The organism is Caballeronia sordidicola (assembly GCF_000729995.1).
GTDB lineage: Bacteria > Pseudomonadota > Gammaproteobacteria > Burkholderiales > Burkholderiaceae > Caballeronia > Caballeronia sordidicola_A.
This window is the reverse complement of sequence record NZ_JNFG01000010.1, coordinates 119,199-143,456: the sequence shown is the minus strand read 5'-3', so window position 1 is coordinate 143,456 and position 24,258 is coordinate 119,199. Positions and strand designations below refer to the sequence as shown.

22 protein-coding genes are annotated in these 24,258 nt (G+C 60.3%); 12 read left to right on the top strand and 10 right to left on the bottom strand.

Annotated features, from left to right (window positions below):
• Position 1 precedes the first annotated feature (1 nt).
• The 6 genes from FH08_RS0111520 to FH08_RS0111495 form a co-directional block, all read right to left on the bottom strand.
• Positions 2–1,375: an HlyD family efflux transporter periplasmic adaptor subunit gene (locus tag FH08_RS0111520; RefSeq protein WP_031358465.1), complete on the bottom strand. Its 1,374-nt coding sequence runs from the start codon at positions 1,373–1,375 to the stop codon at positions 2–4.
• The gene (locus FH08_RS0111515; RefSeq protein ID WP_031358464.1) at positions 1,353–3,890 is read right to left on the bottom strand and encodes an FHA domain-containing protein; all 2,538 of its coding nucleotides are present in this window, start codon (positions 3,888–3,890) and stop codon (positions 1,353–1,355) included. Before FH08_RS0111515 ends, FH08_RS0111520 begins: the two co-directional genes overlap by 23 nt.
• A 228-nt stretch (positions 3,891–4,118) precedes the next feature.
• A complete protein-coding gene (locus FH08_RS0111510) occupies positions 4,119–5,564 on the bottom strand; it encodes an efflux transporter outer membrane subunit (RefSeq protein ID WP_235210340.1) in 1,446 nt (481 codons plus the stop codon).
• Between the two features lie 194 nt (positions 5,565–5,758).
• On the bottom strand, positions 5,759–6,025 hold the full coding sequence (locus tag FH08_RS0111505; protein WP_031358462.1) for a hypothetical protein: 267 nt from the start codon (positions 6,023–6,025) through the stop codon (positions 5,759–5,761).
• Between the two features lie 276 nt (positions 6,026–6,301).
• Complete coding sequence (locus tag FH08_RS0111500) at positions 6,302–6,742, bottom strand: DUF4399 domain-containing protein (protein WP_031358461.1); 441 nt, start codon at positions 6,740–6,742, stop codon at positions 6,302–6,304.
• 59 nt (positions 6,743–6,801) lie between these two features.
• Positions 6,802–7,197 carry a DUF4399 domain-containing protein gene (locus FH08_RS0111495; protein WP_235210339.1) on the bottom strand — a complete coding sequence of 132 codons (396 nt, stop codon included), beginning with the start codon at positions 7,195–7,197 and terminating at the stop codon, positions 6,802–6,804.
• 432 nt (positions 7,198–7,629) lie between these two features.
• On the opposite strand from FH08_RS0111495, the gene FH08_RS0111485 reads away from it, so the two are divergent.
• On the top strand, positions 7,630–9,507 hold the full coding sequence (locus FH08_RS0111485; RefSeq protein WP_031358459.1) for an SUMF1/EgtB/PvdO family nonheme iron enzyme: 1,878 nt from the start codon (positions 7,630–7,632) through the stop codon (positions 9,505–9,507).
• A 19-nt stretch (positions 9,508–9,526) separates the two neighbouring features.
• On the opposite strand, the gene FH08_RS0111480 is transcribed toward FH08_RS0111485, so the two are convergent.
• Entirely contained in the window at positions 9,527–11,560 is a 2,034-nt protein-coding gene (locus FH08_RS0111480) for a serine/threonine protein kinase (RefSeq protein WP_031358458.1), read from the bottom strand.
• Between the two features lie 380 nt (positions 11,561–11,940).
• On the opposite strand from FH08_RS0111480, the gene FH08_RS0111475 reads away from it, so the two are divergent.
• The 7 genes from FH08_RS0111475 (at position 11,941) to speG (ending at position 17,157) form a co-directional block, all read left to right on the top strand.
• On the top strand, positions 11,941–12,207 hold the full coding sequence (locus tag FH08_RS0111475; RefSeq protein ID WP_031358457.1) for a hypothetical protein: 267 nt from the start codon (positions 11,941–11,943) through the stop codon (positions 12,205–12,207).
• An 81-nt stretch (positions 12,208–12,288) separates the two neighbouring features.
• Positions 12,289–12,564, top strand: coding sequence for a hypothetical protein (locus FH08_RS0111470; protein WP_031358456.1), 276 nt, complete (start codon positions 12,289–12,291; stop codon positions 12,562–12,564).
• 114 nt (positions 12,565–12,678) lie between these two features.
• Positions 12,679–12,900, top strand: coding sequence for a hypothetical protein (locus FH08_RS0111465; protein WP_031358455.1), 222 nt, complete (start codon positions 12,679–12,681; stop codon positions 12,898–12,900).
• A 256-nt stretch (positions 12,901–13,156) separates the two neighbouring features.
• The gene (locus FH08_RS0111460; protein ID WP_031358454.1) at positions 13,157–14,551 is read left to right on the top strand and encodes a selenium-binding family protein; all 1,395 of its coding nucleotides are present in this window, start codon (positions 13,157–13,159) and stop codon (positions 14,549–14,551) included.
• A gap of 37 nt (positions 14,552–14,588) precedes the next feature.
• Positions 14,589–15,233: a hypothetical protein gene (locus tag FH08_RS0111455; protein ID WP_031358453.1), complete on the top strand. Its 645-nt coding sequence runs from the start codon at positions 14,589–14,591 to the stop codon at positions 15,231–15,233.
• A 333-nt stretch (positions 15,234–15,566) separates the two neighbouring features.
• Positions 15,567–16,538 (top strand): LysR family transcriptional regulator, encoded by a 972-nt coding sequence (locus FH08_RS0111450; RefSeq protein WP_031358452.1) that lies wholly within the window; start codon positions 15,567–15,569, stop codon positions 16,536–16,538.
• A 76-nt stretch (positions 16,539–16,614) separates the two neighbouring features.
• Positions 16,615–17,157 carry a spermidine N1-acetyltransferase gene (gene speG / locus FH08_RS0111445; protein ID WP_031358451.1) on the top strand — a complete coding sequence of 181 codons (543 nt, stop codon included), beginning with the start codon at positions 16,615–16,617 and terminating at the stop codon, positions 17,155–17,157.
• Positions 17,158–17,165: 8 nt separating this feature from the next.
• Here speG and FH08_RS0111440 read toward each other — a convergent pair whose 3' ends face one another.
• From FH08_RS0111440 to FH08_RS0111430, 3 genes are all read right to left on the bottom strand, one after another.
• Positions 17,166–18,428, bottom strand: coding sequence for a sensor histidine kinase (locus FH08_RS0111440; RefSeq protein ID WP_326928952.1), 1,263 nt, complete (start codon positions 18,426–18,428; stop codon positions 17,166–17,168).
• Between the two features lie 203 nt (positions 18,429–18,631).
• Complete coding sequence (locus tag FH08_RS0111435; protein WP_031358449.1) at positions 18,632–19,336, bottom strand: response regulator transcription factor; 705 nt, start codon at positions 19,334–19,336, stop codon at positions 18,632–18,634.
• A 9-nt stretch (positions 19,337–19,345) separates the two neighbouring features.
• Positions 19,346–20,164 (bottom strand): MipA/OmpV family protein, encoded by an 819-nt coding sequence (locus FH08_RS0111430; RefSeq protein WP_235210336.1) that lies wholly within the window; start codon positions 20,162–20,164, stop codon positions 19,346–19,348.
• A 484-nt stretch (positions 20,165–20,648) separates the two neighbouring features.
• Between FH08_RS0111430 and FH08_RS0111425 the strand changes: the two genes are divergently transcribed.
• The 4 genes from FH08_RS0111425 to FH08_RS51800 all read left to right on the top strand — a co-directional run bounded on the left by FH08_RS0111425 (position 20,649) and on the right by FH08_RS51800 (position 24,237).
• Positions 20,649–21,734 (top strand): helix-turn-helix domain-containing protein, encoded by a 1,086-nt coding sequence (locus tag FH08_RS0111425; protein ID WP_031358447.1) that lies wholly within the window; start codon positions 20,649–20,651, stop codon positions 21,732–21,734.
• A 190-nt stretch (positions 21,735–21,924) separates the two neighbouring features.
• Positions 21,925–22,428 carry a hypothetical protein gene (locus FH08_RS0111420; RefSeq protein ID WP_051888146.1) on the top strand — a complete coding sequence of 168 codons (504 nt, stop codon included), beginning with the start codon at positions 21,925–21,927 and terminating at the stop codon, positions 22,426–22,428.
• A 121-nt stretch (positions 22,429–22,549) separates the two neighbouring features.
• Positions 22,550–22,864: a PadR family transcriptional regulator gene (locus FH08_RS0111415; RefSeq protein WP_326928954.1), complete on the top strand. Its 315-nt coding sequence runs from the start codon at positions 22,550–22,552 to the stop codon at positions 22,862–22,864.
• Positions 22,861–24,237: a GIN domain-containing protein gene (locus FH08_RS51800; protein WP_063771193.1), complete on the top strand. Its 1,377-nt coding sequence runs from the start codon at positions 22,861–22,863 to the stop codon at positions 24,235–24,237. The genes FH08_RS0111415 and FH08_RS51800 overlap by 4 nt, the downstream gene beginning before the upstream one ends.
• The last annotated feature ends 21 nt before the right edge of the window (positions 24,238–24,258 follow it).

Here is a 24,258-nt window from a genome sequence, read left to right as displayed (position 1 = left end):
GTCAGCCCGCCACCTGCCGGAACGGGTCAAGACCAAGATCGATCAGACGCCGCTCACGTACCACGATCTCCGCGGTCGCCGTCATGCCGTAGCGCAGCGGGTAGCGCGTATCCGCCACCTGGTAATAGTCGCGGGCGAGCGTCACGCGTCCTTCATAGACCGGCTGTTTTGTCTCCGGCGACGGTTTCGTCGCCGGAGAGATGAACTCGAGCGTGCCGTCGACCACCCCGTAGCGCTGATACGGAAACGCATTGAACTTCAGCTTGACCGCCTGACCCTCGCGCAGGAAGGCGCGGTCATGTTCGGCTATCTCGATCTTCAGCACAGGCCGCGCGTCCTTGGGTGCAATGCCCCCTAGCGGCGTGTTGGCCTGGATCTTGTCGCCGGGCTGCGTCGAGGTGACGTCCGTGATGACGCCCGACACCGGCGCGAGGATCAGCAGGAAGTTATCCTTATCGATATTCTCGAAGCGGATACGGTCCGCCGCTTCGGCGACGAGTCGCGCGGTTTGCAATTGCAGCCGCAGCTTGTCGCCCGCGCTGGCGATCTCCCGCATGGCCGACTCGTATTGCAGCTTCAGGCTGGTCGCTTCCTGGCCGCTGGTTTCAAGTTGCGCCTTGGCCTGTGAGTATTCGTGGCTAAGGCGGAAATCGAGTTCCGTGAGTTTTGATTGCGCGATCCGGGTCGCGTTATCCGCTTCCATATAAGCGTTGCGCTTGCTCTCCACCTGGATCTCCGACACCCCGCCGCCGCCCGGCAACGCCAGCAGCCGGGCGTAGCGATCCAGCTCCAGCTTCGCCGCGTCACGCGTGCGGCGGGCGCTATCCAGCTCGGTGCGAGCCTCATCGACTTGGGCTTTCTGTCCCTCAGCGAGCTTGGTCGTCCCTTCGGTCACACGTGTCTGGTGCTGATGCTCTTCCACTTCCATCTGGTCTTTCAGCGCCGCCGCCCTGCGCTCCATCAGCAGCTTTTTCTCGGGGAATTCTTTCCAGTCACGCTCGGCGTCATCGAGTTTTAATTGGGCTTGCAGCGCGTTGGTGGCAGCTTCGATCGCGCCCCGTGCGTTGAGCCGTGCAACCACATCATCTTTCGAAACCGGCTGCCCCTCGGCGATATAGACATCGGCCAGTTCGCCGTCGATAGGTGCGTAGAACCGCCGTACTTCGGACTCGGGAGAGAGGGTGCCCTGCGCCGTGACGATCACGTCCGCCCGACCGACAAACGACCACACGAGCGCGCTCACAACCAGCGCAACCATCGTATAGATTAGTGTCTGGGTCAACCGCGCCGGCTCCGCCACAAGAATGGAGAGACCCTCCACGCTATGGTCGCCGAGCGATTCGGCAAAGGATTTAGGGTGCGCGTCGTTCTTCACCGTTGCCTCCCTTGCTGGCGAGTTTATCCCCACCGATCAGCGCCAGCTTGGCGCTCAGAAGCCCAGGGTCCAGCACCGGACTCAACTGAACCAGCGAGCGCCGCTGCAAATCGACTTCCGCGTTTATCTCGGCGAGAAGTTTGTCCGCTAGCGCACTGCGATCCGCCTTCAACTGGCGAAGAAGCTGCGCGGCGCGTTGCGCGCTTGACCACGCATCGGTGAGCAGCTTCGCCTGCTTTTTGAAGCTCTCGGACAGGCCCGTCTCAAGCCGCTGGTCACCGCCGATCGCCCCGTTCGTCTTATATTGCGTCCACGCCGTCTGCGCCTTGCTAAGCCAATCATCTGCCCGCGCCAGCGCCTTCTGCCTGAGCGCACTGAGATCCGGCTGGATCGCGTTGACGAACCAGGCGTCCGCAACCGGATCGAGTGATTCAGAAAACGACAGCACGCGATCGTCATAGCCCTGCGCGCCGCGCGACTTTTGCAGGTCCGCGAATTGGCTGGCCACCGCCTGCTTATGCGTTAGCTCAGCGCTGACGGCGTCGGCCCAGGGTCCATTTGCCATTGATCGGAGCCCCGCCATGGCGGCTTCTGTCTGCCCATTGCGCCATGCATCCGACACCGCCGTATATCGCTGTACGACATCTGGCGTTGGCAGGCCGTTCGCGTCGAGCTGGCGCCACTGCGCCTGAAACGGTGGCGTAGCAAAGCGCGCTTTCTGCATCGCGTCGATCAACGGACCGAGTTGACGCGACTGCATCGCGTGCCCGAGCGCGAGGTATTTCCGGAGGTCATCCTGCACGCGATCGAGGCCTGCCAGGCGCGGGTATTTGTCGGCGTAATCAGCTATCTCGCCGCTTAGCGCATCAGGGTCGCCTCCCGGCGCCAACGCTTTGTCGATACTCGCCTTGAGACGCTCGATAGCCGCCAGATAGACCGAGTCATCGCTCTCGAGCTTGCGCAGATGACTGAGCGCAACGGCGTACAGATCCCTGAACGCAGGCACCGTCGAAGCGATCCGGTCCAGCCGCCGTTGATGACCGCTCGGGTCGCTCTCCCATTGCGTCAGCAGCTCGCTCATGCGGTTCTCGTCGGCGTAGATGCGTATATGACCATCCGCCTTCTCGCGGCTTGCCATGAACGTTTCAAGCCGTCCAATCCACCCAATTTCGCCGACGAGCGCGCGCGCATCGGCGTTGGTCGCGGCCAGCGTCGCCATCTGCGAGACATCTGAGCGCGCGGCGTCGAAATCCCTGCCCTTCAGCTGGTCGAGCCAGTCCGGCAAATAACCCTTGAGAAGCGCTTCCGTCCCCAGGACTGTCGCTTGGGGATCGTTTGGATGCTTGTCCAGGTACGCATTCGCAACCGTCACGGCAGGGCGATAATCACCGTGATCGACCATGCTCTTGAGGTTCCGCTCGTCCTTGCCGCTGAAATAAAGCGTGCTGCCGATCGCTATCATTGCTGCGACGAATGCCAGGCCGAACAAGAGCACCCGGCGCCCCATCGGCCGACCGCCGCCGAAAGCCACGCCCAGGTCGGAGACAAAGCGTACGGCCTTGCTGCGTGAGCGGCGGCGTACCGGGATACGTTCGTCGGGCAAGGTCTCGCGGTTGATTTCATCGTCAGATGGTTGACCCTGGTCGACACAAAAAATATCCAGGAAAGAGTGCGCGGTCGCGATGAAGGTCGTCTTGTCCGGATCCTCCGGCGTGCCCTGAGCCGCCGGACCGGTTGTGGCCGCCGTCGTAGCGGCGCTAGTGGTCGTGGTCGTATTCGTGGCACCATCCGGTTCCGCTTCCCGCCGCAGGCCCACGATATACGCGAAGTGGTTGCCGCCGAACGCGAGCGCTGCACCATCTTGCAGCGGCACAGCGGTTTCGCCCAGCCGTTTTCCGTCTACGAATGTGCCGTTCGTGCTGCCGAGATCCTCGACGAACGGCACACCCGCCTTCATGAAAATATGCGCGTGCCGTCGTGACACGTAGTTAACCTGATGAGGATAGCGGTCGCTGTATTGCGCGAACGTCTCGTCCGCCTTGCTGACGAGGAACGGAAACTCCGTGAGTTCGACCACGTGCAATCCGAGGTCGCCACGCTCCGGAGTAAGCGTCACATGCACTGGCTGCGCTGCGTATGTCCGCACTACGGCGCGCGGTTCCATCCGCACCCGGAAGGCGAGCTTTCCGCCAAAGCCTATGACGTCGCCGCTTTGAAGCCGCATGGGCTTCTCGCGCAGCAATGCGCCGTTCACCGTCGTGCCGTTCTTGCTGCCGAGGTCGGCCGCGTACGCTGCGCCGTTCTCGATGAAGATCCGTGCGTGACGCCGCGACAACTGCGCAACGGCGCCGGCTTCATAAGCGGCGAAAGGCGCTTCAAACCGCCCGACCGCAAACAGATTTTCGTCGATACGAATGACACCGGCCGCGGGATGAGACTCGGGCTCGAGCAAGAGATCAAAGGCCTTGTGCAGCATTGGCCCTGCCTCGGCAACGGAAGCGTCTCCTAAAGCCATGGGTCCACATCTCGAAGGACGTTCATCACACGTTGAGCACAGGGCGATGAACCGTGTTGGACGAAACCGCAATGAAAGCGGTGACGCCATGAAGTGTAAGTCACGCTCGGCGGTAGTCAATCATTCAGCAACACATCTGTCGCCCGAGAACTAACACTTTGCATTCCAAACATTGGTTTTGGCCGATGTGAACTACCGCCCTAAAAAACCCCGGCACATGGCCCGCGCTTAGTTCGTTGCTCCCTTACTTGCAGCAGGTTCAGCGTGCGCGGCGGTCGGGTCGCTTGTCTGGTCCGTCTTCTGGACGTCGACCGCCGACCATCCGCCGCCCAGCGATTTATAGAGGGTGACTGTGTCGGAGAGCAGTAGCTGATGGTTTTCAAGCAACGCGAGTTCTGCCGCAAGCAATGTACGTTCGGTCTCGAAGACCTCCAGTTGCGACACCACGCCTTCCTTGAGTTGCGCTTCAACCTGCGCGGCCACCACTTGCAGGTGCCCCACCTCTTCCTGCAGTTCGGTGCGTTGCTTCGTATGCGCGTCGAGGTTGACCAGCGCGTTCTCCACTTCTTCGAACGCCCCCATCACGGTGCGTCGATACTGCTGCTCGACCACGACCGTCTGCGCCTCGGTCGTCTTGACATGCGCCCTGACGCTTGGGTCCAGCAGCGGAATATTGATGCTGGGCATGAAGCTGAACGTGAAGGACTTCAATAAATCGGTCAGTGCGAAACTGGCTGAACCACCCCGGCCCGTGAGGCTGATGGTCGGCAACTGGGCGAGCTTCGCCTGACCCACGACGTCATACGCTTCCAGCACGCGGTATTCGGCCGCCACCACGTCGGGTCGCCGCGCCATCAATTGCGCCGGCAGGCCTGCGGGCACGACGGGAATCTGCACGCGCGTCTCGAGCTGCCCTGTCGGCACGGTGAACTCTCCAGCAGGCACGCCGATCAATGTGGCCAGTGCGTTGTTCGCCAGATCGCGGGAGCGATGCAGTTCGAGCAGGTCTTTCGTCATGCGATTGATTTCGGCTCGCTGCGTCAGGACCTGCGTGTTCGGCACGAGGCCGTTCTTCGCCATGCCTTCGTAAATGGTCAGGATCTGCTTGTTGGTGCGCAGCGTTTTTTCCTGCTGGTCGATCTGGTCATCGAACTGAAGAATCTGAAAGTAGGTTGTCGAAACATCGGACACAAGCGTGAGATACCCAGCGCGCCAATCGGCTTCCGACGCGCGATATTCGGCCTTCTGCGCCTGCACGCCCTTCTCGACCGCGCCCCAGATGTCGATGTCCCAGTTCACCTGCGTTGCGACGTTGTATTGCTTCGATAAATTCTGCCGCGTGGTTTTATCGAACTCTGCGCCCGCGCCTAAATCGGCTGTGGGGAGCGCTCCAGCACGCGCCTCGTTGATCTGGCCGCCGGCGACCGACACGCGCGCCGCGAGAATCTTGATATCGAAGTTGCCTGCAATTGCCCGGCTGACGAGGGAGTCGAGATACGGGTCACGGAATTGCTTCCACCAGTCGAGGGTAATAGTGTCGGCAGGTGAGACCAGCGCCTTCGCCGTTTTCGACCATTCGGTCTTGGCGGGCGTATCAGGACGCTTGTAGTCCGGCACGTTCACATCGATGCAACCACTGAGCAGAGTCGTGCAGGCAAGGACGGGCAAAACCATGCGTGCGAACAGAGCGCGCGCAACACCCGGCACTGAGATCTCGGCAGCGCGGCCCTGCAACCCGCGCGATGGTGACATGGCTTGCACGATCTCACTCCGGGTAGATTGAATGTAGCCGGAAGACTCTCCGGCTTGGGGGGTAAAGCCGGTGCGGCAACGAAGGCCGGATGGCCTTCGCTGCCTGCGCCTGACGATCAAAAGTTGACCGTGTTGTAGTTGTTGGCGGTTTGCGTCGGCTTGACTGTCGACGAGATACCGCTTGCAAACGCAACGTTGTTGCCGTTGTTGTTGATCGTGTTTTGCGACTGGCTGATCAACTGTTCCGCGCTGAACGAGAGGCTGGTCGTCGAGCTGCTGTAGCCCGGCCAGAAGCTCGGCAGGTTGCCGCCACGTACGGCGGACATTGCGCGGCTGTCGAGTTCTTCGGTGATGGACAGGTCTTTGATGGTGAGTGATTTCATGGTGGTTCTCCTAAGGGTTAAGCCAGGTGGCTTTAGAGGTTGGTGAGCATCTTGTCTGCTCGCAGGACACTAATGCATAGCCCATGCCAGGCGTGGCCTGTGAAACGGCCTGAGGTATCCTGAGCGTTACTGGGAAAGGGTTTGCGCGATTAATTCATGGCGGTGGAAGGTAGCCGCCCAAGAGTCGCGAAGGACACACATGATGGGCGGTAACCAACGCTTGTTCGAAGAACTGTTGGTTCACGTGCGACACTCACCGCGCATGAACCGGCCCGATCATTTAACGTAGATCGTGATCTTCTTGGAATAGACAGGAGGGTTGTGCGGGACGTGCATGTAGTCGCCCATCAGCAGTTGCAGCGTGTGCTTGCCAGGAGGCAGTTCGAGCGTGGTCTCCGTTTCACCCGCGCCGAAATGCAGGTGCTGGCGGTCGGAGGGAATCTCCTCATCGAACGACGTGGGCAGGTCCGTGTCGATCAACAAATGATGGTGGCCGGTATTCGGATACTGCACGCCGCGCGGGGCGACGCCCATGTATCGCAGCCCGAACCACACGCGAAACGGCTTGCCGGCGGGAAGCGTCTGACCATTGTTCGGGTAGCCGATATACGCGTAGGCAGCGGCAGGTGCGGACGTGGGGCCGGCCAGCGCAGAACCGGATATCAGGGATACTCCGAGCGAGACCGCGATCGCCGCGGCAGCACAAAATTTCTTCATGGCACACGCCCTCCCCTTAATTCGCAGCCCGGCTGAATATTCACACTCTGATGCACCCGTCATTTCACGGTGATCGTGATCTTCTTCGAATAGATCGGGGGATCGTGCGGCACGTGGTTGAAGTCCCCCATGAGCAACTGCAGCGTGTGCTTGCCCGGTGGCAACTCGATTCGCGCATCGGTTTCACCTGCTCCGAAATGCAGATGCTGGCGGTCGGACGGAATTGCCTCGTCGAACGGAGGCAACTCCGTATCGATCAGCAAGTGATGGTGACCTACATTAGGGATGTTGACGCCCTTCGGACACACGCCCATGTTGCGCAGCCCCATGCGGACCCAGAGTTTCCCGCCTGTGATCACCGCACCGTCAGGCGGCCAGATGATGAACGCCTCCGCTCCGGGGGGCGACGGCGTGCGCGCAGCCGGGAACGACCGTGACGGCACGAGCACCGTCATGAAAGCGAGCACACCGAGGACGGTTCTTCTTAGCATTTTCGTATTCTCCCGAGCCATATGCGTGGCTTTCTCCTTGTTAGCTTAGGACGGAATCCGATAAAAAGACATGCTTCGAAGGAGCGCCAACCGGCGCGCTGTATGGACAGGATTCAGCCGATTATTTATTCTGTATCGTCATAATAATTAGGCCTCCGTCTTTTATTGGCGAGAGGGTTCGTCATAAAAGGCCAATCCCCGGGCGAATCAAGACACGTTGCATCGTTACGCCGCCTTGACCACGTCGATATGAAGTAGTTGCGTGCTATGGTTGCTTGTGATGCTCGCCCATCGGACGATCGGATTCTGCATGAGTGCTGCGGCGCTCCTGCGAATCATGCGGCTCTGGCGCGGTTCCCTTGAGGGTGCCGTCGAATACCGGTACGGGGTGTGATCATGTGGCGAAGACTACTATTGCGAAATCTGTGGCTCGCAGTCCTCCTTGGAGCGGCCGCATTCGGCAGCGGTGCGGCTGAGCAGAACGGTGCGTCGCATCCGCGCCGCGTTGCGCTGGTCATCGGCAATGCGAGCTATGAAGATCAGCCGCTCGCCAACGCCACGCGCGATGCGGCGGCGACCGGCAAGATGCTGAGCCGGCTCGGCTTCGAGGTCATGACGTACTCGAACCTGGATCACGCACGCATGAACGAAGCAGTTCAGGAATTCGACAAGCGTCTCGCTGCTGGCGGAGTCGGGCTACTCTATTTCGCCGGACACGCCGTGCAGGTCGGCAAGTCCACGCTGCTGCTGCCGATCGATGCGCAGGGGTCACCTGTAGCCCCTATCACCCAAGGCATCGACTTGAACAGCATCCTTGCGGGCATGCAGTCAGCCCGCCGCGATCGACTCAATCTGGTCGTGCTCGATACCTGTCTGAACAATCCATACGACCCGGCCAATGTCAGCATGGTCCAGCCGCCCTCGCGGACGATCGTCGCCTATGCGACCGCACCCGGCACATACGCGGCAGACGGCGCGCGACATGGCACGTACACCGCGGCGTTGTTGCGCGCGCTCGGCCAACCGGGGCGAAATGTGGAGGACTTGCTAGACGATGTCGCGCGATCCGTGAGCCTTGCAACAGAGGGGCAGCAGGTACCGTGGGTAGCGACAGGACCGGCCGCAGCGGCAGACAGGTTCCAGTTCGCACCGTCCGGTGGGCGAACGAGCAGCGGCGGCCGCCGCATGATGACGCCCGACACCGTCGTTGCGTATCAAAGCCGGGGGATTCTTCCTAAGGATAGCAACGAGCAATACGAACTCACCTTCTGGGAGTCGATCAAGGACAGCACCTACCCGAGCGATTACGAAGCCTATTTGAAGGCCTATCCTAACGGGCGCTTTGCCACGCTCGCGCACGCGCGTATCGACCGGCTTCGCGCTGCGGCCTCTGCGCCGAAGGCGCAACCGCCCGCTCAGGTCGACCATGCGCGCGCAGTAACTCCGCCTGCCGCACCCGTTCCACCCGCACCAGCACCTGTGGAAAAAGCCATGGCCGCTTCCACGCCGACGCCTTCCCCCGCTCCCGCTCCGGCCATCAAGACAACCGCTTCTGCCGCGAACGAGATCAAGGACTGCGCAGCGTGTCCGGCGCTGGTTTCGCTACCGGGCGGTACGTTCGAGATGGGCAGTAATTCTGACGATCCTGCTGAACGTCCCGTGCATCGGGTCAGCATTGGCCGGCCGTTCGCTATCGGCAAATACGAAGTGACCATCGAGCAGTGGAACGCGTGCGCGGATGCAAGCGGATGCCCGCACATCGATATGGAAGGCGACGCCTCGAAGTCCACGCCCGCGCGCAATTTAAGCTGGGACGACGCACAGGTCTATGTCAAATGGCTCACCAAGACGACCGGCAAAACGTATCGCCTGCCGAGCGAAGCCGAGTGGGAATATGCCGCACGCGGGGGCACTACTACGACCTACTGGTGGGGCAACGAAATGCGCAAGGGCTATGCCGACTGCAAGGACTGCGGCGAGCCCTGGCGAAAGGATAGCCCGGTGAACGTGGGCTCGTTCCGCCCCAATCCCTTTGGACTCTTCGACATGAACGGCAGCGTGTGGGAATGGGTCGGCGACTGCTGGCACAGCTCATACAAGAGCGCACCCACAGACGGCCGCGTGTGGGATGAGGCGGGTTGCCCGATGCGCGTCATCCGCGGCGGCTCCTGGCCCGACGGCGCGGCCTACATGCAGTCGTCCACACGGTTCAAATACAGTCCCAGCGTGCGGCAATCGCAGAACGGCATGCGCGTGGCACGCGACATGAAATGACGAGGTCGTGGAGCCGGCGTTATTGTTTGCGGGGATGCGTGTCGATCTGAACGAGATCCACGGCGATCTTGTCGCGCCCGTATTTGTTCGCCATATCGACAAGCCGCTTCTCCACCGCTCGCAGATAGTCCGCGCGCGGCTCGCTCTCGGGCCTGATCGTATCGAACAGGGCTGCTGGCGTCGCGAGCAGCACGATCATCTCCGAGCCGAACGGTTTCGATACGATCCAGTCGCCCCCGCTGCCAATAGTCGCAGCGTAGTTCGGCGGCGCCTGGTTATCTTTCGAACGGGCGTTCGGCAACAAGTGGACCACGCTGCCGTCGAGCTGGTAATAGTCGATATTGACCCATGAATCATAGGGTGGCGTGGTGATCTGCACGACCAGCGGCTGGCCTTCAGTCAACTGCGTATTGTGGTTCCGGGTTTGGATCGATGCCGGCCGGCCTGTCGTCAAATAAGGCGCGATCAGCTTGAGCATGTCGCATTTATCGTCGTCGACTTCCTGGACCTGTACTCCCGGATTGCTGACGCCCGGAATCTGATTCAGCGTCGTGCGCAATTTCTGCGTGCCATAGCTTCGGCCGATATAGCCGCTCACACTCAGTGCCTGGTCCTGCACCGACGCCACCAGCGCCGAACACGGCACGCTCGCGAGCACAGGAGCGACCGTCGTGAGTGAAAGCGGGGTGGGGACGACCGGCATGGGCGCGGGCGCCTCTGCGACCTTCTCCGGCACGGCAGCGACGTTCTCCGGTGGCGCGCTGCGATGCGACGACGCATAGAAATAGCCGCCCGCGGCCACCACGGCCAGTACGCCTGCAGAGACAGCGGCCTTGACCGCCGCGCCCGACATGCCGCTGCGCGTTTGGGTATCGCCGAATTCTTGCAGAAACTGCGTGACCGTCGGCATGCGCGCGTCACGCTCGAATGCAAGCGACGTCCTCAGAGCCCGCCATTGCCGCGTCCCCAGACCATCGGGACGTTGCGGCTTGAGGCCCGAGCCGCGCGCCTGGGTTGCGGGTACACGGTCGAAGGGATGCCGCCCGGTCAGCAACTCGTAGGTCGTGCAGCCGAGTGCATAGATGTCGTCGCGGGGATCGGGCTCGCGATGCTCGAGCATCTCCGGGCTCGCATAAGCGGGCGTCAGCGCGCCAAGACTGCCGGGGTCGAAGATAGTTGCGTCGGTCTCTTCTTCCGGCCGCTGGAACACGCGGGCGATACCGAAGTCGATAACCTTCACCTCGGCGGTATCGGTCAGGAACACGTTCGCGGGTTTGAAATCGCAATGGACGAAACCACGCTCGTGCGCGTAGGCCAGCGCATTCGCCATGCCTTTGAAGATCGGCAATGCCTCGGCGTACGGCATGCCCTTGAACTCCGGAGCACGCAAGATCCGGCTCAGCGGCTTGCCGGACAAATACTCCATGGTCAGGTAAACCACCGGGCCGTCGCGATCGAAGTCATACACCGTGACGATGTTTCGATGCCCGAGCGTTTGCGCCTTCTTGGCCTCGCGCTGCAGCGCGATGAGCGATTTCGGATTGCCGCGAAACTGCAGGTTCAGCACCTTGATCGCAATGTACGGACGGCGATCGGAGGCTTCGAGCTTACGCAAGTCCAGCGCCTTGTACACGGTTCCCATGCCGCCCACACCGATACATTCCTCGAGCACGAAGCGCCCGTTGAGGGTATCGCCGACCTCCTTGACCGGATCCGTGTCCGACATCACGTAGTCGCGCGCGGACGAGAAGGACGAGGGAGGCTGCGATGGGGGAGTCGATCGCTGTTGCAACACGCCTGGCGAGGTCTGCAGGCGAGTCTCATCGGAATTCGCGCCATGGCTTGCCAGCGCCGCCTGCTCGATCCTTCTGTGAACGGCCGCATAGAGATCGGCCGGCAGCGGCGTCCTGGCTTGTTCTTCGCGGAGTATTTCCAGCAGGCGCCCGGTCGAGGTGTCGTCGACGGACAACGCATTGTCGACGAGTATTAGAAACTCATCACGCGATGCACCGCTGCTTTGGAAGGTTCGGATAGCTTGCGCAAGACTGGTCATCTCTACGGCTCGGATGCGGCTCCATTAGTGAACATATTGTCTGTAGTTACCCGCACTCGCAGTGTTTCGATACTAGGTGAGACCCCTGCCTTACGCAACACGGTTTCGTTGCGGGTGTTGGATCGGGCACATGTTGTTCGAAGCCCAACAGATGGGGCTCCGGATGTTGGCTGAAAGCCGTCACGCGTGTCGAATGCCGGCGCCTCCGCGTGGATCACGCGTGGATTCCGCATTCCTCCGAGCCTTTCTCCGCAAGCCTTCCGAGATTATTTCATCGCGCGTCGACGCTCCTGGCACAGGCCATGCATTAGTGTCCTGCGAGCAGACAAGATGCTCACCAACCTCTAAAGCCACCTGGCTTAACCCTTAGGAGAACCACCATGAAATCACTCACCATCAAAGACCTGTCCGTTACCGAAGAACTCGACAGCCGCGCCATGTCGGCCGTACGCGGTGGCAACCTGCCCGGCTACTGGCCTGGCATCAACGTGTCGTCGTACGAAGCTTCGTTCGATGCTTCTCAACTGATCAGCCAGTCGCAGAACACGCTGAACAACAACGGCAACAACGTGGCGTTCGCAAGCGGCATCCACTCGACGGTGGACCCGAAGCAGACCGCCACCAACAAGAACACGATCAACTTCTGAAGCTGCGCGACAGCCCGGAGGCCTCACGGTCTCCCGGTTGCCGGTTCAGGCCACCCTTACTTTTCAGCTTGGAGCACCGCCATGTCGTCTCTCACGATTCACGATTTGTCTCACAGCCGCGAACTGGACCGCCACGCCATGTCGGACGTGCGCGGCGGCAACTCAGCACTTGCCAACGCCGGTTCGCTTGCCAACATCAACGTTGCAGTGAACACGAACGAGAACATCGTTCAGTATCAAAATGTTGAGGTCAATGCGCTCAACAACATCGGCGTGCTCGGCGCCAACCTCGGGCCGATACACCTGAACGTCAATCCGCAGCAGTACGCGAGCACGGGTGCCGCCGTGTATTTTTGAAGTACGGGTAATGCAGGTCTGCACGCGTTCACGTCCGCTGCGGGAAGATTCTTTCCGCGGCGGATTTGCCTATACTGGATTAAATCGAAACCCTCACCTTTCCTGGATGACACCATGGCTGCAATTCTGATCAAGGATCTACCCGACAGCGTGGAACTCGACAAGCAGGCGATGAGCGCGATTGTCGGCGGCGCAAGGTCCCGCTCCCGTTCGGCGCTTCGCTCGTATGCAACGCCCGCGAACAGCACGAGGATCGTCAATTTTCCGGCTAGCCAGATTGGCGTTGCCGCGGCTCAACCCGTGGCCAAAGCGACCAGTCGGAAAGCGCGCAAATAGACTGGTTTGGCACACACGCCCACTGAACGCCCGGCACACCCCAGCCGGGCGTTCGCTTTTGCGGCGGCATTCGCGCCAGTTAAACCGACCCTTATCACCACGCGTCATTCTCTTAGATGAAATCAAGCTTTCACCGCTTAAGGGCTCGATCATCCGAAAGCTGGAAACAAGGTATATTTGCTCGGTAGTTCTGCGGGTAATCCCTTGAGCGGCTTCTACCGGGCCGCTGGGGAAAAACATTCCCTGGAGACATGACATGGCAAATTGGACACCGGATCCAACGTTCTATCCTTCCCCGCGGATGGCCATGAAGGCCCCGCACGAAACCATCGCGTACGTGGCGAGTTTCGATCCCACGCGACAGGTTCCGGATGCCATTGCCGTCATAGACGTGGACCCCGCGTCGCCCACCTATTCGCAGCTGATCAGCAATGTTGCCATGCCCAACGCGGGCGACGAACTTCATCATTTCGGCTGGAACGCCTGCAGTTCCTGCTTGTGCCCGAACGCACCTCATGCGCACGCTGAGCGTCGTTATCTGGTCGTGCCGGGCTTGCGATCATCGAGAATCCATATCCTCGATACCAAGGCCGACCCGCGCAATCCTAAGATCGTGCGCGTGCTGGAGCCCGGTGAAGTCGCCGAGAAAGCGGGTTATACGAGGCCTCATACGGTTCACTGCGGACCCGAGGGCATCTACATAGCCGCATTGGCGAACGCGCAAGGCGAGGCGCCGGGCGGCATTTTCCTGATGGACCATGAGACCTTCGACATTCGCGGTCAATGGGAAATAGATCGCGGTCCTCAGCAATTATCCTACGACGCCTGGTGGCACCTCGGGCACGACACCCTGGTCACAAGCGAATGGGGCTTGCCCGCTACATTCGAAAACGGCCTAGTACCCGAGGTCCTGCTTGGCGGGAAATACGGGCACAAGCTGCACTTCTGGGACCTGCATACACGCAAGCATCAACAGGAGGTCGATTTCGGCGCGGAGAATCAGCTGGTGTTCGAGCTGCGTCCGGCCCACGATCCGACCAAGGCATACGGCTTCGTCAACTCCGTGATCAGCCTGAACGATTTATCCGCGTCTATCTGGACCTGGTATCGCGACGGTGACAAATGGGCTGTCAAGAAGATCATCGAGATTCCGGCCGAGCCTGCCGACCCCGCTCTGTTGCCGCCCATGCTGAAGGGTTTCGGCGCTGTGCCGCCGCTTGTCACCGACATAGATTTGTCGATGGACGATCGCTTTCTCTATGTCGCGTGCTGGGGAACCGGCGACTTCCGGCAATACGACGTGTCCGATCCGTTCGCGCCGAAGCTCACCGGGACCGTCAGGATCGGCGGCATCGTATCGCGCGAGTCCCATCCGAAGGCGGGCGGTCGCGCCCTGAACGGCGGACCGCAGATGGTCGAGGTCAGCCGCGACGGCCGCCGCGTGTATTTCACCAATTCGCTATACGGCGCTATCGACGAGCAGTTTTATCCCGATGGTCTCAACGGCTGGATGGTGAAGCTGGATGCGTCGCCCGAGGGCGGTATCGAGTTCGATCCGCGTTTCCTGGTCGAGTGGCCTTCCACCCACCGGCCGCATCAGGTGCGGCTCGAGGGCGGCGACTGTTCGTCAGACTCGTATTGTTATCCGTGACCCGCTGCTCTCGCGGAGCGCTCAAGCCGGGCGCATCATGAACATGGCATGGGCCGGGACGGGCCATGCCTGGGAGTGGTTCGCTATTGCAGGCCTTGGGATCTTTCATGGAATCAACCCCGCCATGGGCTGGCTGTTCGCGGTCGCTCTAGGCCTGCATCGGCGTAGCCGGCGGGCTGTCCTGCTTGCGATCCCGCCAATGGCGCTGGGCCACGCACTCTCTATCGGCATAGTCGCCGCGCTCGTGCTCACTACGGGAATGGTCCTCGATAGCCATCTTATCCGCATCGCAAGCGGCGCCCTGCTCGTCGCCTGGGCGGTGTACCAGGTCCGATACGGCCATCGGCACCGCGTGCGTGTTGGCATGACGACGGGCTTTGCCGGCCTCGTCCTCTGGTCGTTCCTGATGGCTACCGCACACGGCGCAGGCCTCATGCTGATTCCGGCGCTGATCCCATTGTGCGGGTCCGTGGCCGGCCAAGCATCCTCCGGGCCGCTGCTGGTCTCGCTCGCCGCGGTCGGCCTGCATACGCTGGCCACCTTGCTCGTGACCGGCGGCATCGCGCTGCTCGTGTACGACTGGCTGGGCGTGGGTGTGCTCAGGCGCGGCTGGATCAACTTCGACAGGCTCTGGACCATCGGCCTCGCGGGCACCGGCGTGTTGCTGATCGCCACGGCCTAGCGACCGGATGCCGGATGGCTCGCCCGGCTTCGGGCAAGCGCCTATCATTCCTCACTCGTACGCCAAACCGGGGCGAGCGCCGCCAAGCGGCGATAATGCGGCTTGCGCAGTCTTGCCTGCCCGACAGCCACGATCGGCTACGATTGACGTCCATGGCTTGCGAGGCGCATCCACCGCTGCGAGTTTCTCCTGGTCCCGATAGAGGATCCGCGCCTTCCCTGAACTACGACCTTGTTTGTCACCAAGCTAAAACGACAATGAAAAAAACGCCGGCATATCCAGAAAGCAAAGAAGCTTTCAGTGTCGTTTCAATTCACGCATAGGCACACGGCGATGGCTCAAAACTACTCGAACTGGTTCGTGCGCGCGCGCCTCAAGACGCGACAGTTGATGCTCCTCGCGGCCATGGAAGAAGAAGGCAACGTTCGCCGCGCCGCCGATGTCCTCGGCATGACGCAGCCGGCGGCGTCGCGTCTGTTGAAGGAGCTGGAGGACGTGCTGGAGGTGCGACTCTTCGACCGCACGCCGCACGGGATGCACGCCACGCTGTACGGCGAAGTGATGATCCGGCATGCGCGCATGGTGCTTTCGAACCTGGACCAGGCGCACAACGAGATCTCCGCGTTGCGTGCGGGACTCGCGGGTCAGGTGCAGATTGGCACGATTGCCGCGGCCGCCGCGACCATGGTGCCGCTCGCCATCGCGCGCGTGAAAGCGCTTTATCCGCAATTGCAGATCTGGCTGCAAGTGGAGACGTCTAACACGATGCTGCCGCTGATTGCGGAGGGTCACCTGGACATCATGATCGGCCGCGTACTCGAGCGACAAGGCGAGTTCAAGGATACGGTGCGTTACGAGCCTATTGCCGAGGAACCGCTTTGCGTGGTCGTGCGCCCCGGGCATCCGCTCGCACAGGCGAGCGGCCTGACCATGCATGACATTGTCAATGCGGGCTGGGTTCTGCATCCGCCAGGCAGCGTGCTGCGGCACAGGTTCGACATGGTGTTTTCGCAGATCGGCCTCAGTTCGCCGCAGAATGTGGTGAATACCAACAACATCCTCGCCATCTCGGGCATCTTGCTCCAGAGCGACATGCTCGCGGTGATGCCCGAAGAGGTCGCACGGCAATACGAGGAGTTCGGCACACTGAAGCGGTTGGCAATTGAACTGCCGTTCCGCATGGACGCATTCGGCATTATCACGCGGCAAACGCAACTATTGTCGCCGGCGGCAACTGTAGTGCTTCAGGCGCTGCACGATGCCGCGCTTGAAGTGTATGGCGTGCGGCTGGACGCCATTGCTTAAGGCCTGTGGGCTGCGAGGGACGCACAGGTCCTTAAGCTATATTACAGGTCGATCCACCAATCACGGAGTGTCACTCATGATCATCGAAGAGAACAATCAGCTCATGCTGCGGCCACTCGAACGTACCGATCTCCACTTCGTCCACAGCCTGAACAACAACGCAAAGATCATGCGTTACTGGTTCGAAGAACCCTACGAAACATTCTCCGAGTTGTCCCAGCTATACGATCGCCACGTTCACGATCTGCGTGAACGCCGCTTTGTTGCCGTCGACAAGACGGGCGAGACGGTAGGGCTCGCAGAATTGATCGAGCTGGATTACATCCATAGGCGCGGCGAGTTCCAGATCATCATTGCACCCGGCGCTCAAGGCCAGGGGTATGCAACAAGCGCAACCCTGCTCGCAACGGACTACGCGTTTTCCGTGCTCAATCTGCGCAAGCTTTATCTGATCGTCGATGTGTCGAATCAGTCGGCCATTCACGTCTACGAGAAGTGCGGCTTCAAACAGGAAGCGGAATTGATCGAAGAGTTTTTTGGCAATGGCCGGTATCACAATGCCTTTCGCATGTGCATTTTCCAGCACGATTTCCTTAAGCAAATGCAGGCAGGTAAGTAAGGACGGGGCTAGAAGGAAACAATAAACCGGGTTCCGGACGCCAACGTTCTGACGGACAGTTTCCAATTGTGCGCCAGCGCTATTTCCTTGCAGATCGACAGGCCCAGGCCGGCGCCGTCATGTTGAGAATCCGGCGCGCGCCAAAAACGCTCAAACAGAAATGGCAAATGTTCAGGGTTGACGCCGGGCCCCTCGTCCTGGATACAGATCGTCTTTTCGTCGACGGAAACAATGACGGACCCATGCGTAGGCGTCGCGTTGATCGCGTTTTCAACTATATTTTTCAGCAAGATGAAAAGCGCGCTCCTGTCAGCTCGCATTGTCGCGGGAATGACAGGAGCGTCCACATGCAGTTTCACTTGTTTCTTGTCCGCCTTGCGCGCCAGATAGTCCACCACGTCCTCGACAACATCGACCTTGTCGACCTCGCCAAATTCAAAGTTTTGCGATTCACTTACTTCGGCGAGATGCAAGAGCTGCCGGACCTGCCGTGCCATCAAGTCGATTTCGCGGAACAGTGAATCCTTGTTCTCGACCTCGGGCTGCAACTCGATCTGTCCTCTTATCAAAGTCAGCGGTGTTTGAAGTTCATGAGCAGCTGAGGCAAGAAATTGCTGCTGTACTGCGAAGCCATTTTCGAGGCGCGCCAGCGCATCATTGAACGCGATAAGAATCGGCTTGATCTCGCTGGGAACGCCCTTGATGGAAAGCCGCATGCGAAGGTTCTGCGGCGTGATTGAAGCAGCGGAATCCGATGCCACGCGCAGAGGCCGCAGCACGCGGCGAACAGTGAAGGTCAAGGTCAGGCCGAAGATAATTGTCGCGATCAGCAAGGTATAACCCACGATCTCCGGAATCGGCTCGATCCTCTCGCCGAGCACGGCTTTATTGAACGCTACGCTCGCCGCGCTTTGCACAAAAAATGGCGTTTGCCCGTGCATGATCTCCAGGGTCACGACGTCAAAAGGCTTACCGTTAATGGCAACGCGTTTCATGGCGCCGAGGGAGCTTGTCAAATCGCCGGCATCCCAGGAGGTATTGTTCAGCGCGCCACGGGAAGCAAGAAGCACCTGTCCCGAAGCGTCGAGCGTACGGTACAGCAACTCGGTCGATGCGAAATCGAAGAGCCACGTCGCGCGCTCGTCGAGGTTTATCGACACCGGCCGCCCCGACTCGTCAAAGCGCAATTGGGAGGCTAACAGGTGGGCGCTTCTTATGCTCTCGCTCACCCTGAATGTATCGGGTGGCAAGTGATTGAAAGCGTACAGCACGATCGCGGCGATGACCGTGAGACTCACGGCTAACGCCGCCACGCTTGTAACCCATAAGCGCACCGAGAGGCTTTTGATCCAGTAGCTGAGCATGATGAAGCTGTCCGTGTAACTTGATCGAATGCCGTCAAGGATGACATTGCGCGATGCGGTCGCGGGCCTGGAGTTGATCCGTCCATTGGCGAAACGGTCGAGCGTACCGGTCACTCTGAGCGCTGGTCATCTCGCACTGAGTCCAGCCGCTGGACCGCGAAACCTGCGCCCCTGATGTTCGCAAGTCGTGTGGTCGCCCCCACCGCCAGCAGCTTCTTTCGCAGCCGGTGAATGGTCACTTCGAGGGCGTTGGGCGTGACTGCGTCGCCCAGCCCCCAGCCCGCATGCTCGAGCGCCGCATGGCGAACGGTCCGGCCCGCGGCCCTCAGTAAAACAGACATGATCTGCAATTCGGCGGGTGCAAGCGGGATGGACTGGTTGCCGCAACGCATGGCATGTTGCTGTGGATCGATTGCAATATCAGCGAAGCTTTGAATCAGCGTCGTCATTTCGGCAGGCCTGCGCATCAGCGTTCGCACGCGTGCTACGAGCTCACTCATCTCGAATGGCTTGGTGACGTAGTCGTCCGCGCCAGTCTCAAGCCCTTCTATCCGGTCGTGCAACGCATCCCGCGCTGTCAGCATCAGGCACGGAGTCATGGTTCCGGCAGCACGTAACGTTCGCAGAAAAAGCAGTCCGTCGCCGTCGGGCAATCCGCGGTCAAGGATCATGACCGAGTAGTCGGCACGGCTCAGGCCATAGGCTGCTTCAGAGAGACTGCTGAAGATATCGGTTTCAATTCCGGCACCGGACAACGATTGCCGGATCATGCCCGCCAGGCGGGCATGATCTTCGATCAGTGCTATTCGCGACATATGTCCGGTTCAATTGAATTGGTAGAGATAGGCTATCTTGGCTTCAGGAATGAATCGCCTGCCGACGATCGGGCTGTCGGTTATTCCGCTACCCAGGTGCGCTACGCTCAAATCAAGGCTCACGAGCTGTTGGCGCGTTACGCGATAGTCGAACTTGGCGCCGACTGATTCCTTGTAAGTGGCTGTCCCGGTGTATGCAGGTCGTCCGGCTCGCGCCTCCGACGTCCTTACGCCATAGTAATAATCAACGTATTTGCCGCTCAGCCAAGCGGCTCCTGCATGGGGTTCAATAGAGAACCTACCATAGTCCAGGGTCTTGCCGAACTCGATATCGGCCTTCTGGCCTTTGTTTCCGCCGGTCAGGTACTCGCCCGACAGATCGCCGTACTGCGTCTCCCATTTGAATGCAGGGCCCAGCCAGAATGCGGCGCTCCGGTTTTGCATGCCATTCAGGATGGGTGCGTCAGAGCCCTTGTAGCCGTCTGCAATCGCGTAATTGCCGCGCAGGGTGAACGCAACGCCGCCCCATTTTCCGACCTTCAGATCAACGGTCGTGCCAATTGCATGGATCCATTTGTCGTCGAAAAAGAAGAATGGAACGGGCGTTATGTGCGTGCCATATCCTTTGTAAGGTGATCCCTCGAATGCCGCCCCGCCGCCAAGTCCCCAATGCGTAACGTTCGTGGCATTGCTCAGAATTGCAAAGCCGGTTGTGTCGGCGTTAGGCACATTCGCACCAGAACCCTCTGCCCAGGCCGCGCCCGAAACCATCAGAGCGGATGCGACGGCGAATAGCAGTTGATACTCGCGACGAAGGTGTTTTTTCACAGTGGTGCCTTTTATGGGGTGGTCGTTGGGGCGTACTGTATGACCGGAGCACTTACTGCTCACTTACTCGATGATCAATTGCTGCTATGGAAGAGGTATGGGCGCGTCAGCTATTTCCGACGCTGCGGGATGGCTTGTCGGGTTGTTATGATTTCCGCTCCCAGTGGAATGATGCCGTCGACTCTTTCCAGTCCGCATTACCTGGCGGCGGTAGCCGGTGTCGATGCCGTTTATTAATAAATTCGTCATCCTTATAATATTGGAGGATGCATCGAATGACCGCTATCGAGTAATCGGTCTGCTCAAGAGCATGTGCGACCGGGTACTGAAACGAAAGACTTGCCGGCAAGTCTTTCGCTGCGCGCTACGGCAAAAAAAAGTACTGATATGCTTGGCAACCTGCACTAGCGCGCACTGAGCGGGCTAGTGAGTAAACATAAGGTTCAGCCGCACGGGGCGGATCAAAACTGGACGAAAATCAGCGATGGGCACTACATTGAACGACGACCCGCTACATACTGCTATACCACTGAGCCGCTTGCTGTTGCCGCCGGAGCCGCCCACGCTCGCGCCCGGCATCGTGCACAGCAATTTCAGCGTGCAGGGTGATGCACGACAAAGCTTCCCGGCCTGGCAGGAGCGTATAAGTCCCGTCTACGATATACGGCCTTCCTCAAAGCAAGCTGAGGATACGTTCGATGCGTCGCTGTCTCGCTACACGATCGACAACCTAAGCTTCTTCGATTTCCGCACCGGACCGAACCTAGCCGTGCGATCGTTGGGGCGGGTTTCGACCGAGAGCATTCGCGACATCAGCTTCAGCGTGTACCTTGAAGGACCACCGGGGCAGTTCCTGGGCGGCAAGCCACGGCCCGACGCGCGGCACATACCGCAAGTGCCAAGCATCCTCGCGCTGGACATGGATCAGCCGTGCACAATCCGGAGTTTTCATGGTCGGATACTGCTCGTTTTCGTGCCGCGGGCTCTGGTGGAAAGCTCGTTCCCTGACGCCGCCTCGCTGCATGGCCGCTGGGTTCACGCCACCACTCCTTTGACACGTCTACTGATTGAGCATCTGGTGGCACTAAATCGACGAATCGTCGGGTTGGCCAAGGAGGAAGCGCGTCAATCCTTTCTCGCCGCGGTAGAGCTACTCGTCGCAGCTTTCAGCCGTCAAGCGGGTCTTTCCGGCGGCGGCCGCGCGGCGGTACGTGCAGCAGTCTATGGACAGGTGCGGCGGCATGTCGAAGCCCATCTGCACGATCCGGATTTGTCGCCTGACAGCGTGTTGGCGTCGCTGCATCTCTCGCGCGCCAGTGTGTACCGTCTATTCGAGCATGAAGGCGGCCTCGCCGCTTATATTCGCAGCCGCAGGCTGCGAATGGCGGCCAATGAGCTGGTGCGCTTTCCGCATATGGAGGTACAGGACATTGCCTCGGGGTTGGGTTTCAATGCTGCGTCGACGTTTACGCGTGCGTTCCGTCGCGCCTTCAACATCGCGCCACGGGAATTGCTCGAGTACGCACCGTTGCTCCAGCGCGGACAAGTCAGCCGGGAGCGCTTCACATAGGCAGGCAATGCTGAACTGGTTCGATCGTTAGCTGCGATCGGGGCCGCGAAACGTGTTTCTGCGCCCCGCTCAACGTCGCCGTCAGGCGGCTTTTTTCTGCACCGCTTACCGGTTATTACCAGCGCACGAACGATTCTTCAGTCTGTCACGAGGCGTTGTTAAGTTCTGCGGCGACATATTCGGTCACCTGATGCATCATCGTTTCACGCGCGAACCGTATGATCGTCCAGACGTGCACGATGGCTCGTCGCATCGTGTGCGCGCCCGTGTTCACTATTACGCGCGTTTGCTGGGCGGTCTCTATGTGGCGGAACTGGTATTGCCGGTGCTCGCTTTTCTGCCGGTCAAGCGCACGTGTCAGGTGGTCGCGCGAGCAATCGGCAGTGAAGGGGCTGCCGGACTGAACGTTCAGCGTCTGTTCATCGGTTTCGCTCGAGATCCGGCACGGCGTAGCCGCATCCGGCGTGACTGGCTGCTGTCGCTCGTGCTGTATGCGGGCGCGTTTTATCTATACGGCACGTGGTGGCCAACGCTAGCCATGACTATGTACCTGCGCGGCGTGTGGTTGTCGCTGGCGGACAACCTGCCGCATTACGATGTCTCGCTTGATGAGCCTGAACAGCACCAGCCAATAGCGGCCTCGCGAATTCACGCCTTCATTACGGCCGACGCATCCCGCGCTCCTTTCAATTGAAGTTTCCGGGCCGCCGACCCATGCGGCCAGCTCCCCGATAAATATCAATCTACTATCTTGCATAAACAGGTAGCATGTTATATGTTTAAGCTATTCAACGAGTTCGCACATGACCGAATCGATCCAGGTTCAACTGAAGAAAGGGGCACTCGATCTGTGTGTGCTCGCCCTGTTGTCACGTGGGGAGAGCTACGGCTACGAGATCGCCAGCACGCTCGCCAGTGCCGTCGGCATGGGCGAAGGCACGATCTATCCGCTGATGCGCCGCATGCAGAACGACGGGCTGGTCGCAACCCGCCTGGTCGAATCGGCCAGCGGGCCCTCGCGTAAATATTATCGGCTCACGCCGATGGGCCATGACGCGCTTGAAGCGCATCGGCGTGACTGGCGGGCCTTTGTGGCCGCGGTCGATCAACTTCTCGGAGACCACACTTGAACAGTGAAGCATTCTTGCGCACGCTGCGAGCCGGGCTTGCCGGTCTGTCGAAGCAGGAGGTCGACGAGATCATCGCCGACTACGAAGCCCATTTTGCGGAAGCACGCGCGTCGGGTCGCAGTGAGGCGGAGGTCGCCGAGGCCCTGGGCGACCCGGCGCGGCTCGCCCGGGAGCTACGCGCCGAAACCGGCCTGCGGCGATTCGAGTCGCATCGCAGCTTTGCCAACCTCATCACGGCCATGCTTGCGCTGGCAGGCCTCGCAGCGGTCGACATCTTCTTCCTGATGCCCCTGCTGCTCGTCCTGGCAGCCGTTGCCCTCGGCATTGGCATCGGCCTCGCGGCCCTCGGCGCTGTCGGGGCACACATGATCTTCACCGTCGTATTTTTTGCGCACGGTGGCTCGTTCGTTGGCGGGGTGATCCGCTTCGTGGTCGGTATCGGGCTGATTGCCTGCCTTGTCGTCGGCGGCTCACTGCTGCTGATGGGACTCGGCGCAGGCGTGCGGATGCTCGGACGCTATATGCGATTGCATTACCACCTGCTCGAGCCCGATGAAGACACGACGCGAGACCCGGGCGTAGACATGTCGACGCAACAGCGGAACGCGACCAAGAGACCAGCATTGTTTGTAGTTGCGGGATTGAGCGTCGCCGTCGCGCTCGTTGCTCTCCTTGCGCTAGGCAGTTCGCTCGCCGGGTCGCATCGGGATGACGGTGCGTCTTGGTGGCGACATGGGCGATGGGGTTGTGGTTCGACATGGTTCGACCGTTCGCCGGCAAGCGGCGTTAATGCCGCGAGCCCTGCCGGCACCTCGCCCGCCTCCGTTACGTTCCCGTTCGAGGCGAACGACCGCCTCGATATCGATCTGCCGGCCTCTGTCAGCTACCAGCCAGGCCCCAAAGCCGAAGCGACCGTGACGGGCGATTCTTCTGTGATCAGCCATGTGCGCATTGTTGACGGCCGGCTCGGTTTCGATAGCGATCTCGAATGTGCCCCGCTCGCACATCTCTCGGTTCGCCTGACGGCCCCGTCGATCGCAGCATGGGGAATCAGGGGCAACAGCAACCTCGTTCTATCGGGTATCGACCAGCAGAAGCTGCAATTGCGCATCACGGGAAGCGGCCATGTTGTCGCGAGTGGCGCCGTGCAGGTTGTCGCGCTCAATGTCGCGGGTTCGGGCGAGGCGGAACTGCAAGGCCTCTCGGCCAGGTCTGCGGAGATCGTGGTCCATGGCAGCGGCGAAGTGCAGGTCGCGGCGCAGGACAACGCTGACGTTGTCATCCGTGGCAGTGGTGTCGTGAAGCTGCACGGTCATCCGGCGCAGTTGCATTCGGCCATATCGGGTAGTGGCCGTATCGAGAACATGCCCTAGCGACAGAGCACGCCAGAGCTT